A 14,797-nucleotide genomic window follows, 5' to 3' on the forward strand; every position below is an offset into this window, starting at 1 on the left:
AACTAATTCGCTTCAACAGCAGGTAGATGCATAGCACGCGCATTTTCAGTTTGCTGTGCCCGAAAGGCTTTTAGTTTGGTTTTAAGCGCCGCATCATGCACCGCCAAATTCGCGACCACATGCAAAGCTGCATTCGCCGCGCCGGCCTCGCCAATGGCAAACGTTGCCACCGGCACGCCTTTAGGCATTTGCACAATAGACAAAAGCGAATCCTCGCCTTTGAGATAACGCGACGGTACCGGCACACCGAATACGGGGACCTCTGTCAGAGCCGCTAACATGCCCGGGAGATGCGCTGCCCCCCCTGCCCCAGCAATAATAGCATGGTAACCTTTAGCCGAGGCCTGTTGACCGTATTCCACCATATCTACTGGCATACGATGCGCTGACACCACCTTGGCTTCAAAAGGTATGCCAAAATCACTCAAAACCTGCGCCGCATGTTGCATCACCGGCCAGTCCGATGAGGACCCCATCACAATACCTACTTTTACTTCTGTCATGCGTATTATGCTCCTAGCCGTGTAACGGCTTCAGCGTATTTAGCTGCCGTTTGCTCAATCACCGTCTGCGGCAAACGTGGTGCCGGCGCCGTTTTATCCCAATCCTGAGCCGCTAACCAATCACGTACAAACTGCTTATCAAAAGATGGCGGGTTGCTCCCCACCTGATAAGTGCTAGCATCCCAAAAGCGGGAAGAATCAGGAGTTAAGACCTCGTCCATCAAATGAAGTTGCCCCTGCTCATCTAGACCAAACTCAAATTTCGTATCGGCAATAATAATGCCTTTGGTCGCAGCATAATCCGCCGCTGCTTGATAAAGAGCCAAGGTCGTATCACGCAGCTTTTCTGCAAGCCCTTGCCCTAGTTGGTCAACCACATAATCAAAGCTTACGTTGACATCGTGCTCACCCACTTCCGCTTTTGCGGCGGGGGTAAAAATAGGTTGCGCTAATTTTTGGGCTTGTTGTAAACCCGCTGGTAATGCAATACCACAGATCGCGCCTGTTTTTTGGTATTCCTCCCAGCCTGAGCCCACCACATAACCACGCGCCACGCATTCCACCATAATAGGGCGTAAGCGTTTAACGACCATCGCGCGGTCTTTGACCAGTGGTTGTTCTTCAGGGCTTACTACGGTTAACGGATCAATACCGGTAGCATGATTTGGCACAATTGATGCGAGTTTCTGTAACCAGAATTCGGTAAGATGCGTTAACACAGCCCCCTTTCCGGGAATGGGGTCATCAAGAATCACATCAAAAGCGGACAAGCGATCGGATGCAACAATGAGTAATTTGTCGTCGCCCACGGCATACATATCACGGACTTTGCCGCGGCCAAGTAAAGGCAACGATTTTAGCGTGCTTTGATATAGAGCTGGCACGATATATCCTATAAAACAAAGGGCGGTGTATCACACCGCCATAACCATGGTTAATTATTCAACACGTTGAGCAAGCTCGCCTGCGGCGTATTTTGCTGCCATTTCGGATAAAGGAATGGGTTTAATTTTGGAAGCATTGCCTGCCGCCCCAAACTGCTGGTAACGCGCAATACAAATGGCTTTAGCAGCTTCGCGTGCGGGTTTTAGGAACTCGCGAGGGTCAAATTTAGATGGATGCTCTACTAAGAAACGACGCACGGCCGCTGTCATTGCCAAGCGAATATCGGTATCAATGTTAACTTTGCGTACACCATATTTAATGGCTTCTTGGATTTCCTCGACGGGAACCCCGTAAGTTTCTTTCATATCGCCACCGAACTCGCGGATTTCCGCTAAGAGCTCCTGAGGTACGCTGGAGCTACCATGCATGACTAAGTGAGTATTAGGAATGCGCGCATGGATTTCTTTAACCCGATCAATCGCTAAAATATCACCCGTTGGCTCACGTGTAAATTTATACGCCCCATGGCTAGTGCCAATCGCAATCGCTAATGCATCAAGCTGCGTCCGGCGCACAAATTCAGCAGCCTCTTCGGGGCTGGTGAGCAACTGCTCTCGTGTTAAAGTGCCCTCGAAACCATGCCCGTCTTCTTTGTCACCCTGCATGGTTTCTAGTGAGCCTAAACAACCCAGCTCACCCTCTACCGTAACACCGAGCTTATGTGCCATTTCAACAACCCGACGCGTCACATCCACGTTGTACTCGAAATCGGCAACGGTTTTGCCATCCTCTTTGAGTGAGCCATCCATCATGACACTGGAAAAACCAAGGTCTATCGCCCCCTGACATACGGCAGGAGACTGCCCGTGGTCCTGGTGCATCACCACAGGAATATGTGGATAGCTTTCTACCGCAGCTTGAATCAGATGTTTTAAAAAACCTTCGCCTGCATATTTACGTGCACCCGCAGAAGCTTGCATGATAACAGGGCTATCTGTTTCATGGGCGGCTTCCATAATGGCCTGAACCTGTTCTAGGTTATTAACGTTAAATGCCGGAATGCCGTAACCATTTTCAGCCGCATGATCCAGCAACTGACGCATGGAAACCAAAGCCATGATGAAATCTCCTAGATAAACAAATAATGAATACTGTCATTTTAATGGGGAATGCCGTTTTTTGCTTGCTTGATTTAAGCCGTGGGCTGACGGCGCGCTGATTTAGGCCGGAAAGCTTTCACAACATGCTCGTGGGTTTCAATATAGGGCCCACCAATTAAATCAATACAATAGGGAACGGCGGCAAAAATACCGGGCACGATCGATTGGCCTGCTTCGTCTTTTAAACCCTCTAGGGTTTCAGCAATGGCTTTAGGCTGCCCTGGTAAATTGATAATCAGTGCTGCATGTGAATCTGTCTCACGAATCACCGCCACCTGGCGTGATAAAATCGCAGTAGGAACAAACCGCAAGCTAATTTGACGCATTTGCTCGCCAAAGCCAGGCATTTCTTTGGTCGCTACGGCTAACGTCGCCTCTGGAGTCACATCTCGCCGCGCTGGGCCTGTGCCCCCTGTAGTCAACACCAAGTCACAACCGACCTCATCTACCAGTTCGACTAAAGCATTAGAAATAGCTTGAGGCTCATCGGCTACCAAACGCGTAACATACTGAGAGGGCTGCACAACCGCCTTATCAAGCCAGTCTTTTAACGCAGGAATACCCTGATCCTCGTATTGTCCGGTGGCAGCACGATCAGAAATAGAAACCAACCCCACAATCAACTGATCGGGATGTTGGCGGTGTAAACGCATAGAGCTCATAGTTATCCTAATCAAAAAGCGTGTAATTTTAATCAGTTAGGCTCTATTCTACACCGAGCTTGCTCTTACTGCTGTGAAGCAGGCTGCAACAAAAATTAACTACGTTATGATGTGGGTTTTGCTTTTTCTTTTTGAGCATCATCATGAAATCATTACTTTGGATTGGAGCCGGTGATTTGGCTCAAAAAAGCGTATCTCAATTAAACGCTGACTGGAAAACCACAGCGCTACGTCGGCACTCGGCTGCGCAAGGTTTTCAACAAAGCCTGCTTGCCGATGTGACCCAAGCAGACTCGCTACGTGTACTCAACGCCCCTTATACACATCTGGTTTATAGCCCCACTCCTGCACAACGCACGGAGCAAAGCTATACGGCTATTTACCAGCAAGGCCTAGAAAACCTGTTACAGCACATAAACCTAAATACCTTAACCCGTTTTATTTTCATTTCCTCTACAGCGGTTTACGGTGCCGACGCTGTACCTCAAGACGAGTACTCCATGCTCCGTCCAGCAGCGTTTAATGGGGAGTCTCTTTTAAAGGCTGAGCAGTGGCTACAGCAGGAATTAGGCGATAAGCTCTGTGTGGTTCGCTTTAGCGGTATCTATGGGCCGGGGCGTTATCGTATTTTTGAGCGCTTACGCCAACAGCAGCTGCACATCAACCCAGCTATGGATAACTATGCTAACCGTATCCATAGTGAAGATGCGGCACGTGTCTGCTCGCACCTTTTAACGCTAGATACACCTTTGCCTTGTTATGTAGCAACCGATAGCACCCCGCTACCCGCACGTCAATTATATTCCCATATAGCTAAGCAGATTCAGGCCCCAATGCCTATTCTAGATCCAAGCATTCCCTACCAAAGTAAGCATTTTTCTAATCAGCGCTTACTTAACAGTGGTTTTTTATTTCATTACCCCAATACGCTAGAAGGATACACGACGCTTTTAGCTTCCCTGTCCCCAGACGCTTAACGTATGTCTCGTCTTTCCTACTCTGAGCTTTTCCGTCTAGCGCTTCCTATTATTCTGGCTAATGCCGCTGTGCCCTTATTGGGCTTAATTGATACAGCGGTCATTGGTCAAACAGGCTCTGCAGCAGACTTGGGTGCCATCGCTCTAGCCGCTTTGATTTTTAGCTTTGTTTACTGGGGGTTTGGTTTTTTACGCATGGGTACCACCGGCTTTGTTGCACAAGCCCTAGGCGCCAAAGATAAGCAAGAGCTGCACGCCTTGCTTTTTCGTACGCTCTTACTGGGCCTCAGTATTGGCGTTGCACTTATCCTATTACAAATTCCCATAGAACAAACTGCCACCTATTTACTTAAAGCCAGTAACGATGTAAATGCTCGTGTTCGCGATTATTTTTATATCCGTATTTGGGGTGCACCAGCCACACTGATGACCTTTGCACTGCTCGGTATTTTAATTGGCATGGGCTGGACACAACAGCTGCTATGGGTACAACTCCTTTTAAATGGTCTTAACCTGATCCTAAATGTGATTTTTGTGGTTGGCATGGATTTAGGTGTAGCCGGGATCGCACTCGGTACCGTACTCGCAGAATGGGTGGCCTGGCTGTTCGCTCTTTGGCTAGTCATTCAAAAAATGGAGATTAGCCACCCACAACAACGCCTATGGCAACTACGCCAACGCATTTTTGACCGTATTCGCCTCGTAGCATTGTTTCGAGTCAACAGCGACATTATGATTCGCACCTTGGCATTAATTACTGGCTTTGCTTGGTTTGCTAAGCAAGGAGCTCAGTTTGGTGATCACACTCTCGCTGCAAACCATATCTTGCTACAGTTTGTTTCCCTATCTGCATTTTTTCTCGATGGTTATGCCAATGTCGCTGAAATGCTGGTAGGCAAAGCCTATGGACAGCGCAATCAAAAACAGTTTGAGCTCGCCATACAGCGCTCTTCTATTCTGGCCGCTGCTACCGCTTGTTGTTTGGCACTACTCATTTTTTTATTTGGCAACCACTTTATTCCATGGCTCACCAAAGACCCGGTTGTACAACAGGTAGCAAGTGAACATGTCTTTTTAGCTGCCCTTTATATCGCCTGCTCTTTTGCTGCTTTTCAACTGGATGGAATTTTTATTGGTGTGACCTATAGCCAAGCCATGCGCAATTCCACGTTGGTGGCTTTGGCCTGTCTAATTGGCTTGGGCACATGGTGGATTATCCCCTACGGCAATACCGGCCTCTGGAGCGCTTTTATTGTTTATGTGGTGGTGCGCGCCGTTGTCTTGGGGTTTTATTATCCACGTATTTGGTCACGACTGCTGACTGGTACCCATTAAAAAAGCAGCCTAACGGCTGCTTTTTTAGCATTAATGCTGCCTTTAGTCTTGAGCGCGTTCTTCTAAAACGGCCACAGCGGGAAGTTTCTTACCCTCTAAAAACTCTAAGAAAGCGCCGCCGCCGGTCGAAATATAACCAACTTTATCTGCAATACCAAATTTGGCGATTGCCGCTAATGTATCGCCACCCCCAGCAATCGAAAAGGCCTGCGAATCCGCAATCGCATTAGCAATGGTACGAGTACCACTAGCAAAAGCGGGAAATTCAAACACCCCAACTGGGCCATTCCACACAATAGTCCCAGCATTACGCAAAATATCAGCTAGCTGGTGTGCTGATTCAGGACCAATATCTAAAATCATATCGTCCTCTGCCACGTTGTCTGCTGGTTTTATCGTTGCTGTGGCATCGGTAGAAAAGGTTTTTGCACAAACCACGTCAACAGGTATTGGCACTGCAGCACCACGCTCTGCCATATGCTGTAGTACCTCGTTGGCCTCACCGATTTGGTCCGTTTCCGCTAACGATTTTCCAATGGCTAAGCCTTGTGCTGCCATAAATGTATTCGCAATACCACCACCCACAATGAGCTGATCAACCTTATCGGCTAAAGCACGCAAAATAGAAAGCTTTGTCGAAACTTTGGCTCCTCCTACAATCGCAACCAAAGGACGTGCGGGCTCTTTTAGTGTACGCCCTAATGCTTCTAGCTCTGCCGCTAGCAATGGCCCGGCACAAGCCACTGGCGCAAAACGAGCAATACCCTCTGTAGAGGCTTGAGCCCGATGTGCGGTTCCAAAAGCATCGTTCACATAAACATCACATAATGCCGCCATCTTTTTCGACAACTCTGGGTCGTTCGCTTTTTCACCAACATTACAGCGGCAGTTTTCCAACATCACAACCTGCCCTGGTGCAACCTCTACCCCATCGACCCAATCACGACGCAAGGGCACAGGCAAAGCCAACATGCGTGATAGACGCTCTGCTACCGGCGCAAGAGAATCCTCTGGTGCTACTACCCCTTCTTTAGGGCGTCCCAAATGCGAGGTCACCATAACGGCAGCACCAGCATCCAAAGCCATTCGAATCGCCGGCAACGACGCTTTAATACGCGTATCCTCTGTGATTTCCCCATTGCTTAATGGAACGTTCATATCGGAACGGATAAATACGCGCTTACCTTTTAGCTGCCCTGCGGCCGCCAGCTCCGCCAATGTTGTGATATGTGTAGTCATGCTCATTTTGTCTAGACGAAATAAAGGCGGGGGTCAAACCCCGCCTAACAATTAAAAACGATTATTTAGCTGCCATCATCGCTGCGGTAGTATCCAACATACGCACAGAGAATGCCCATTCGTTGTCATACCATGCCGAGACCTTAACCAAGCTGCCTGAAACCTTTGTCAGCAATGAGTCCACAATACTGGATGCTGTGCTGTGATTATGATCAATCGAGACCAAAGGCTCATCACAATAAGCCAATACGCCTTTTAAGCGTCCTTCTGCGGCATTTTTCAAAATACCGTTTACTTCTTCGACCGTTGTCGGGCGGCTAGACACAAAAGTCAGATCTACCATCGAAACGTTAACCGTAGGTACGCGCACAGCAAAACCGTCTAGCTTTCCGTTTAACTCGGGTAGAACCAAGCCCACAGCCGCTGCGGCACCGGTTTTCGTGGGAATAATGCTTTCTGCTGCAGCACGAGCACGACGTAAGTCTTTGTGCGCCACATCAATTAACACCTGATCGTTGGTGTAAGCATGAATAGTCGTCATTAAACCATTGACCACCCCTAGCTCTTGGTGCAAAGGCTGCACCAAGGGTGCTAAACAGTTTGTGGTGCAAGAAGCATTCGACACCACCGTGTCAGTGGCCTTTAAGATATCGTGGTTAACACCGTAAACCACAGTGGCATCCACATCTTTGCCACCAGGAGCAGAAATCAATACTTTTTTCGCTCCTGCTTGTAAGTGCGCACTAGCGGCTTCCTTAGTGGTAAAACGCCCCGTACAATCCAGCACCACGTCCACCTTCAAATCCCCCCAAGGCAGCTTGGCAGGGTCACGCTCAGAAAGCAAACGAATACGATCGCCATTAACGATCAAGTACTGATTATCCTCGGATAGCTCCACGTCGGCGTTAAAACGCCCGTGTACGGAATCATAACGGGTGAGGTGACGTGCAACGACGTCTTGGCCGGGAGCGTTCACTGCCACAATCTCAATACCGTGTTTTTTACCGTATTCGTAGTGAGCTCGTAATGTCATGCGGCCAATACGACCGTAACCGTTAATCGCGACACGAATGGTCATGGATACATCTCCTTTATAAAACGTTTTCTACGGCCTCAACAAGCTTAGCCGCGGTAATTCCAAAATGCTCAAACAACTGTCCTGCAGGCGCGGATTCGCCATACGTATCTAACCCAATAACGGCACCGTCTAGGCCCACATATTTATACCAACCCATAGTCGAGCCAGCCTCTATAGCTACCCGAGGAACCCCTGGCAATAACACCTGATCACGCCACTCGGCCGGCTGCTCATCGAATACATTCGTACATGGCATCGATACCACTCGCACAGCGATACCCTTATCCGCTAGTTGCTTTTGCGCTGCCAGTGCGATTTCAACCTCGGAGCCGGTGGCAATAATAATGGCCTGTGGGTTCTCCACATCACGTAACACATAACCGCCTCGAGCTATCGCGGCGACGGTTTGCTCATCACGCTCAATAAAAGGTAGGTTTTGACGTGAGAGCAGTAATGCGCTCGGCCCCCCGTCTTTGACATCCATCCCCACACTTTGAGGGCGTGTTAACGCTTGCACCCAAGCCACGGCCGTTTCTGTCGTATCACAAGGACGCCAAACATGCAGATTCGGGATTAAACGCAGACTGGTAGCGTGCTCTACCGACTGATGGGTTGGACCATCTTCGCCTAAGCCAATAGAATCATGTGTAAAGACATGAATCACACGTTGCTTCATCAACGCCGCCATACGGATCGCATTGCGAGAATAATCCGAAAAAGTCAGGAAGGTTCCACCGAAAGGAATATACCCCCCATGCAGCGCCATACCATTCATAATGGCGGCCATACCAAACTCGCGTACGCCGTAGTTAATATGACGCCCAAACTGCAAGCCATCGGCCCCGACACGTAAGGGCGTCACCCCTGGCCAATTCGTTAGGTTAGAGCCAGTTAAGTCGGCCGACCCCCCAATCATCTCGGGCACAACATCCACCAAAGCGGTAATCGCTAATTGGGATGCTTTGCGTGTGGCCACGGTTTGCGCTTGCTTAGTGGTCTCAGTAATAAAGGCCTGCGCTTTTTCTGCAAAGTCAGCAGGAAGTTCCCCGGCCATACGGCGACGCAGTTCGACTGCTAACTCTGGATAAGCCGCCTCGTATTGGGCAAAGGCCTCGTTCCAGGCGGACTCAAGTTGCGCCCCACGAGCTTTAGCATCCCACAGCTCGTAAACATCAGCGGGAATCTCAAAAGGGGCATAAGGCCAATCGATCGCTTGGCGAGTCAGGGCAATTTCCTCATCACCTAATGGAGCACCATGCGATTTTTCAGAGCCGGCTAGATTCGGGGAGCCTTTACCAATGACAGTGCGACAACAAATCAGAGTCGGGCCTTTGTTTTCAGCCGCAAACTGCTTCGCTTGAATAATCGCGGCATTTACGGCCTCAGGATCATGTCCATCAACAGCAGGAATCACGTTCCAACCATAGCTGCGGAATCGCTCAGGCGTGTTATCGTTAAACCAAGGCTGTACTTGACCATCAATGGAAATACCATTGTCATCATAAAGGGCAATGAGCTTAGATAGCTTCAGTGTGCCAGCAAGAGAACACGCTTCGTGTGAAATCCCCTCCATCAAACAGCCATCACCAAGAAAAACATAGGTAAAATGGTCAATGATGTTGTGATTGGGGCGGTTAAACTCTTTGGCTAACATGGCTTCGGCTAAAGCCATCCCCACAGCATTAGTCACCCCCTGCCCTAGGGGGCCAGTCGTGGTTTCCACACCGGCGGTATAACCGACCTCTGGGTGGCCTGGGGTTTTAGAGTGCAACTGACGGAAGTTCTTTAACTCCTCAATTGACAAGTCGTAGCCGGTTAAATGTAATAAGGCATAAATCAGCATCGACCCATGACCATTGGACAAGACAAAACGGTCACGGTCTAACCAAGCAGGATTAGACGGGTTATGTTTTAAATGCCGATTCCATAAAACTTCGGCAATATCAGCCATGCCCATAGGGGCGCCGGGGTGTCCGGATTTGGCACGTTGAACAGCGTCCATAGCTAACGCACGAATCGCATTAGCCATCGTTTTTGCGGTGGAAGGAGGAAGATCCATGGGATATGCTCACAAGGGCTAGCAAAGTCGCTATGCACCTATTTAGTCAATCAGAAATTCTAAAGGTTAGATTTTACCATTATTGCGCAGCTCAAAGCGCCGCCCTGCTCTGCACAGACAATTTGCCCTCTAATTTAACGCATTTACTTTGTTTTTGTACAACTTATGAGCTTACCTCGCTTTTTCTATGCCGATTCTTTACAAAGCCAAGCACGTATTCTTCTTCCCAAAGAGCTCGCGCATTATATGCAACGCGTTTTGCGCTTAACTGACCAAAGCCCTGTAGTTCTATTTAATGGCCAAGGTGGTGAATATCATGCCACCCTCGAATATGAGGGCAAGCTTGTCTACGCCCATATAGGAGCACATCATGCCATTGAACGGGAGCTACCTTGGGCGATCAGTGTTGCTCAAGGTCTCGCCACGGGTGACAAAATGGACTGGATTTGCGAAAAAGCCGTAGAAATGGGGGTTGCACAACTATTTCCTATCGCCGCTCGCTACAGCACGTTAAAACTCGTAGGAGAGCGTCAAGAAAAACGCTTACAGCACTGGCAACGCATCGCTCAAGCGGCAAGTGAGCAGTGCGGGCGCAATCAAATCATGCCGGTCCATCCGGTGCTCACCCTGTCACAGCTCATACAACAACACAGCACAAAGGCCCAATTTATTTTTTGTGATCCAGATGCCAAAGACGACTTTCCTACGGTGCTCAAGCAAGCCGCGCAAAGCAATACGCATCATTGGGTATTACTAATCGGACCTGAAGGTGGGTGGTCTGAAGAGGAAAAAGAAATAGCGCTCGAAGCCGGCGCTATGGGGATGCGGTTTGGGTCACGTGTATTGCGCACCGAAACCGCTGCAATTGCCCTGGTTGGCGCTATTCGCGGCCAACTAGGGTGGACGGATTAGTTATCATCCGCACTACCAGAATAAGGCGTGGGCGCGACGCCAGGGTCAGGATCAGGATGCTTTCCGGCATGAATCACCGTATAAGCAAAATAGCGATCTTTGGTGCTGGCAAAATCCGATACATCGTTGCAAACACTTAAAATAGCTTGCGCGTCCTCGGCCAACGAGGGATCCCCCGTATGAAGCTTGTTAAACCACAAATACAGACCGGTTTTTTGATCCATTACGGTGTCACATAGGCAGTCGTACAATGCGTCTAAGTCATTGCCAAAAAACTCGGGGAAATCCACGGCTTTTACAATTGCGCGTAAAACAGCTGAACGACTACGAGCGCGATCACACTCGACTGTCAAAGCGGTTATTTCCGCTGCTTGTGCCAAAGCAAAAATGCCCTCTTGTTGGGACTCGGTAGCCTCAATGAGACCGCCATTCTGCAGTAAAGCTTGCAGTGTCGCTTGGCTCATTACCAGGCCTCCTGAATAGTGTGGATACGATTGATTCCAATCATGGTGGTGTAAATCCTGCTATAAAAATGATGTCACTACGATTAAAAGAGGCTTTTTAATCCATTTAGATAGACTTAGGCAAGCGCAGTAAAAAAATTACCACGCCTGCCTAAGCGAAATGCTGCTTTCTGATCACACCTAGCCGCAAGTTAAACACTATGCATTGGCTTTGGCGTTGGCCTCAAGAACGGTTAAAGCAGTCATATTAATAATACGGCGTACAGAAGAGGTCGCGGTCAAAATCGAGACCGGTGCATTTGCCCCCAGCAAAAACGGACCTATCGCTACATTACCGCCCCGGTCTGTTTTAAGTAGATTGTAGGCAATATTTGCAGCATCCACGTTGGGACAAACCAACAGATTAGCGGAACCGGTGAGTGTCGTTTGCGGCAAGATGCTTTTACGCATTTCCTCATCTAAGGCACAATCCCCGTGCATCTCCCCATCCACCTCTAAATCTGGCGCTTGGTTACGGATCAAGTGCAAGGCTTCGCGCATTTTCTGACTAGAAGGTGTTAGCTCCGTGCCAAAATTAGAGCGGGAAAGCAAAGCTGCTTTAGGCTCAATACTGAGTGCTTTCATACGATGTGCTGAAGCAATGGTGATTTCGGCTATCTGCTCAGCAGAAGGGTTGTCATTGACATGGGTGTCTGCAATCGCTACCGTACGCTCTCCTAGCAGCAAAATGTTCATCGCCCCATAAGTCTTTGCCCCTGGAGCTTGACCTATGACCTCGTCCACATACCGCAAATGATTCGCATAGGTACCCACCGTACCACAAATCATGCCATCGGCCTCGCCCAAGTACAGCATCATAGCGCCAATTAACGTAAAGCGCCTACGCATTTCCACTCGTGCCATTTCTCGTGTGACACCATCACGACAACGTAGCTCCCAGTAAGCTTTCCAGTACGTATCAAAGCGCTCGTCTTGTTCTGGATTGGTAATTTCAATGTCTACCCCAGGACGTAAGCGCAAACCATAACGTGCAATACGCTGCTCGATCACAGATGGTCGCCCCACCAAAATGGGTTTAGCAAGCTTCTCGTCCACCACCACTTGGACTGCTCTCAGTACACGCTCGTCCTCGCCTTCGGCGTAAACAATTCGTGCTTTAGCGCCGTCTTTAACCAAGCCTTTGGCAATACCATAAATTGGCTTCATGAACGCGCCCGAGCGATACATAAACTGCTGCAACTGATAGATATAACTGCTGAAATCATTAATCGGGCGGGTAGCCACCCCTTCTAACATACCCGCTTGGGCTACGGCAGGGGCAATACGAGAAATCAAACGAGAATCAAAAGGTTTAGGTATGAAGTAGTTGGGCCCAAACTCCATATTGTCTAACCCATAAGCAGCGGCGACTAGCTCGTCTTGCTCTTCACGAGCTAATTGACAAATAGCATGTACTGCAGCTTTTTCCATGCCCCGTGTAATAGTCGTCGCGCCAATATCTAAAGCACCACGGAAAATATACGGGAAGCAAAGCACATTATTGACTTGGTTAGGGTAATCGGAACGTCCGGTCGCCATCACCACATCATCACGTACAGCGTGTGCGACCTCGGGTAAAATTTCTGGGGTGGGATTGGCCAGCGCTAGAATCAACGGGCGCGGTGCCATTTGTGCCACCATTTCGGGTTTTAATACCCCCCCAGCAGACAGGCCTAAGAACACATCGGCATCAGGAATAACCTCGGCTAATGTACGCGCCTCTGTTGACTGAGCATACTGCTGCTTTTTTTCATCCATCAGCACTGTACGCCCTTGGTAAACTACACCTTCAATATCAGTTAACCAAATGTTTTCCACGGGCAGGCCTAAATCCACCATCAGATCCAAGCATGCCAAAGCCGCTGCTCCCGCCCCTGATACCACGACTTTAACTTTTTTCAGGTCTTTTTTAACAACAGATAAGCCATTTAAAAAAGCCGCCGCCACACAAATCGCCGTGCCATGCTGGTCATCATGGAAAACAGGGATATTCATACGTTCACGCAGCTTGCGCTCCACCTCGAAACACTCTGGCGCTTTGATATCCTCGAGGTTAATTCCACCAAATGTAGGCTCGAGCCCAGCAATAATATCCACTAACTTATCGGGGTCGGTTTCATTAATTTCAATATCAAAAACATCTATACCCGCAAAGTTTTTAAACAGAACCGCTTTACCTTCCATCACGGGCTTAGAGGCTAAAGCACCGATATTGCCTAAGCCCAACACAGCAGTGCCGTTAGTAATCACGCCCACTAAATTACCCCTACCGGTGTAGCGATAAGCATTTTGTGGGTCAGCCACAATTTCCTCACAAGCAGCCGCCACCCCAGGCGAATAAGCCAGTGCTAAGTCGCGTTGGTTGGCTAACTGTTTTGTGGGCGTAACAGATAATTTACCGGGGCGCCCTTGTTCGTGATATTCCAGCGCGGCTTTACGAAGATTCTCATCCATGGTGACAACTACCCTACAAAGAGTGAATGGGGATTGTTACAAAAACGATTAAAAGACTTATTCTACCCGCAGCCGCCCCTAAAGACATGCTGCACTACAACATCGCTATCTACATATAAGACACCAGAGGGCGCCATGATAGGTTTTTAGTATGAAAACAACGCGTCAGGATCAAAAGCCGCACGTACGGCAGCATCAAGCTCCTGGGCTAAAATCTGCAGGGTGGCGCTAAGCGGAGGGCTCTTTAAGGGCGGTGGTACACGTAGCTCCGACTGTTGTATGACCACCCACTCCAATACACCTAAATGCCCACCGTGGCCTAAAAGTAAATAAGCAAGATTCACGGGCTCAGTTACCAGAGCATCCAGTCGATACTGTGCCCCCCAGGCTGGTAGCCTTAGTAGCTGCTGCATCGCCTCGGACTGACTCAGCTGAAACAACTGTGGCACCAATTGCCTTAGGGTGGGTGTGTTCAGTGGCTTGGTATTTTGGGTGCCAAAAGCCCCTAGGCTACTTACTGTGCCATCAGCCATTAATAATGAAGCATGCACCAAACCGCTTTTTTGTACCTGTTGCGGCGCATAGGGATGATACTGTGGCTGCGCTAACCAACAGGCCACATTTAGCGTATCGGGCAGGTCCGCGAGCTGACTAAAGCCCGCCGCTTTTAACTGTGCCATGGTCACACCAGCCTGCATAAACCATTGGTTTTTTTCCTTGTCTACAAGCAGCAATTGATTAAGCTGCCCCACATCTACCCACAAAACGGGGTCGACCAAGTCCTCGGCACAGTAAGGTATCCCCAAAACGTAGAGCTTTACCCCAAAGGCATGGCATAATTGACGAGCATGATGTAAATCCGCAATAACTGCCACTGTAAGCAATGCTTGTGAGCTTTCTGCTTCCAAAGGATGTACGGTGCCTTGTACCTTACGGTGCAACTGCAATAAAAACTGATCCCATGGACTGAGCTCAGGGACTTTGCCCCCTAAAAATGCACGTCTTGATGGATTTTCCATGCCTCTGCTTT

13 protein-coding genes are annotated in these 14,797 nt (G+C 49.0%); 3 read left to right on the forward strand and 10 right to left on the reverse strand.

Annotated elements, in window-relative coordinates; genetic code table 11:
* Window positions 1–2: 2 nt before the first annotated feature.
* From purE to mog, 4 genes are all read right to left on the reverse strand, one after another.
* Window positions 3–503: a 5-(carboxyamino)imidazole ribonucleotide mutase gene (purE, locus tag ABD980_RS06050; protein ID WP_260649290.1), complete on the reverse strand. Its 501-nt coding sequence runs from the start codon at window positions 501–503 to the stop codon at window positions 3–5.
* A gap of 5 nt (window positions 504–508) precedes the next feature.
* A complete protein-coding gene (locus ABD980_RS06055; protein WP_345371130.1) occupies window positions 509–1,390 on the reverse strand; it encodes a phosphoribosylaminoimidazolesuccinocarboxamide synthase in 882 nt (293 codons plus the stop codon).
* 51 nt (window positions 1,391–1,441) lie between these two features.
* Complete coding sequence (fba, locus tag ABD980_RS06060) at window positions 1,442–2,506, reverse strand: class II fructose-bisphosphate aldolase (RefSeq protein WP_260649291.1); 1,065 nt, start codon at window positions 2,504–2,506, stop codon at window positions 1,442–1,444.
* Between the two features lie 74 nt (window positions 2,507–2,580).
* Complete coding sequence (mog, locus tag ABD980_RS06065; protein ID WP_345371131.1) at window positions 2,581–3,201, reverse strand: molybdopterin adenylyltransferase; 621 nt, start codon at window positions 3,199–3,201, stop codon at window positions 2,581–2,583.
* A gap of 152 nt (window positions 3,202–3,353) precedes the next feature.
* Between mog and ABD980_RS06070 the strand changes: the two genes are divergently transcribed.
* The gene (locus ABD980_RS06070; RefSeq protein ID WP_345370360.1) at window positions 3,354–4,187 is read left to right on the forward strand and encodes an NAD-dependent epimerase/dehydratase family protein; all 834 of its coding nucleotides are present in this window, start codon (window positions 3,354–3,356) and stop codon (window positions 4,185–4,187) included.
* A 3-nt stretch (window positions 4,188–4,190) separates the two neighbouring features.
* A complete protein-coding gene (locus ABD980_RS06075; RefSeq protein ID WP_345370362.1) occupies window positions 4,191–5,522 on the forward strand; it encodes an MATE family efflux transporter in 1,332 nt (443 codons plus the stop codon).
* Window positions 5,523–5,564: 42 nt separating this feature from the next.
* Here the strand turns inward: ABD980_RS06075 and ABD980_RS06080 are convergent, their stop codons facing one another.
* The 3 genes from ABD980_RS06080 to tkt form a co-directional block, all read right to left on the reverse strand.
* The gene (locus tag ABD980_RS06080) at window positions 5,565–6,761 is read right to left on the reverse strand and encodes a phosphoglycerate kinase (protein ID WP_300647435.1); all 1,197 of its coding nucleotides are present in this window, start codon (window positions 6,759–6,761) and stop codon (window positions 5,565–5,567) included.
* A 61-nt stretch (window positions 6,762–6,822) separates the two neighbouring features.
* On the reverse strand, window positions 6,823–7,839 hold the full coding sequence (gene gap / locus ABD980_RS06085; protein ID WP_260649295.1) for a type I glyceraldehyde-3-phosphate dehydrogenase: 1,017 nt from the start codon (window positions 7,837–7,839) through the stop codon (window positions 6,823–6,825).
* Window positions 7,840–7,852: 13 nt separating this feature from the next.
* Complete coding sequence (gene tkt, locus ABD980_RS06090; protein ID WP_300647423.1) at window positions 7,853–9,898, reverse strand: transketolase; 2,046 nt, start codon at window positions 9,896–9,898, stop codon at window positions 7,853–7,855.
* A gap of 165 nt (window positions 9,899–10,063) precedes the next feature.
* Here tkt and ABD980_RS06095 point away from each other — a divergent pair, with 165 nt between their 5' ends.
* On the forward strand, window positions 10,064–10,810 hold the full coding sequence (locus ABD980_RS06095; protein ID WP_345370366.1) for a 16S rRNA (uracil(1498)-N(3))-methyltransferase: 747 nt from the start codon (window positions 10,064–10,066) through the stop codon (window positions 10,808–10,810).
* Here the strand turns inward: ABD980_RS06095 and ABD980_RS06100 are convergent.
* The 3 genes from ABD980_RS06100 to ABD980_RS06110 form a co-directional block, all read right to left on the reverse strand.
* Window positions 10,807–11,274, reverse strand: coding sequence for a barstar family protein (locus ABD980_RS06100; protein ID WP_300647424.1), 468 nt, complete (start codon window positions 11,272–11,274; stop codon window positions 10,807–10,809). The two genes, ABD980_RS06095 and ABD980_RS06100, sit on opposite strands and share 4 nt — an antisense overlap.
* 198 nt (window positions 11,275–11,472) lie before the next feature.
* On the reverse strand, window positions 11,473–13,767 hold the full coding sequence (locus ABD980_RS06105; protein ID WP_345370369.1) for an NADP-dependent malic enzyme: 2,295 nt from the start codon (window positions 13,765–13,767) through the stop codon (window positions 11,473–11,475).
* A gap of 146 nt (window positions 13,768–13,913) precedes the next feature.
* Window positions 13,914–14,786 (reverse strand): hypothetical protein, encoded by an 873-nt coding sequence (locus ABD980_RS06110; RefSeq protein WP_345370371.1) that lies wholly within the window; start codon window positions 14,784–14,786, stop codon window positions 13,914–13,916.
* Window positions 14,787–14,797 lie beyond the last annotated feature (11 nt).

Origin of the sequence: Paenalcaligenes hermetiae, from assembly GCF_039543645.1 — a bacterium.
GTDB lineage: Bacteria > Pseudomonadota > Gammaproteobacteria > Burkholderiales > Burkholderiaceae_B > Paenalcaligenes > Paenalcaligenes hermetiae.

Bases quoted from the DNA above. Each gene is read 5' to 3' on its own strand.
- ABD980_RS06075 (WP_345370362.1), top strand. From the start codon at position 4,191: ATGTCTCGTCTTTCCTACTCTGAGCTTTTCCGTCTAGCGCTTCCTATT.
- ABD980_RS06105 (WP_345370369.1), bottom strand. From the start codon at position 13,767: ATGGATGAGAATCTTCGTAAAGCCGCGCTGGAATATCACGAACAAGGG.
- fba (WP_260649291.1), bottom strand. From the start codon at position 2,506: ATGGCTTTGGTTTCCATGCGTCAGTTGCTGGATCATGCGGCTGAAAAT.
- ABD980_RS06080 (WP_300647435.1), bottom strand. From the start codon at position 6,761: ATGACTACACATATCACAACATTGGCGGAGCTGGCGGCCGCAGGGCAG.
- ABD980_RS06110 (WP_345370371.1), bottom strand. From the start codon at position 14,786: ATGGAAAATCCATCAAGACGTGCATTTTTAGGGGGCAAAGTCCCTGAG.
- ABD980_RS06070 (WP_345370360.1), top strand. From the start codon at position 3,354: ATGAAATCATTACTTTGGATTGGAGCCGGTGATTTGGCTCAAAAAAGC.
- ABD980_RS06100 (WP_300647424.1), bottom strand. From the start codon at position 11,274: ATGAGCCAAGCGACACTGCAAGCTTTACTGCAGAATGGCGGTCTCATT.
- purE (WP_260649290.1), bottom strand. From the start codon at position 503: ATGACAGAAGTAAAAGTAGGTATTGTGATGGGGTCCTCATCGGACTGG.
- ABD980_RS06095 (WP_345370366.1), top strand. From the start codon at position 10,064: ATGAGCTTACCTCGCTTTTTCTATGCCGATTCTTTACAAAGCCAAGCA.
- mog (WP_345371131.1), bottom strand. From the start codon at position 3,201: ATGCGTTTACACCGCCAACATCCCGATCAGTTGATTGTGGGGTTGGTT.
- tkt (WP_300647423.1), bottom strand. From the start codon at position 9,898: ATGGATCTTCCTCCTTCCACCGCAAAAACGATGGCTAATGCGATTCGT.
- gap (WP_260649295.1), bottom strand. From the start codon at position 7,839: ATGACCATTCGTGTCGCGATTAACGGTTACGGTCGTATTGGCCGCATG.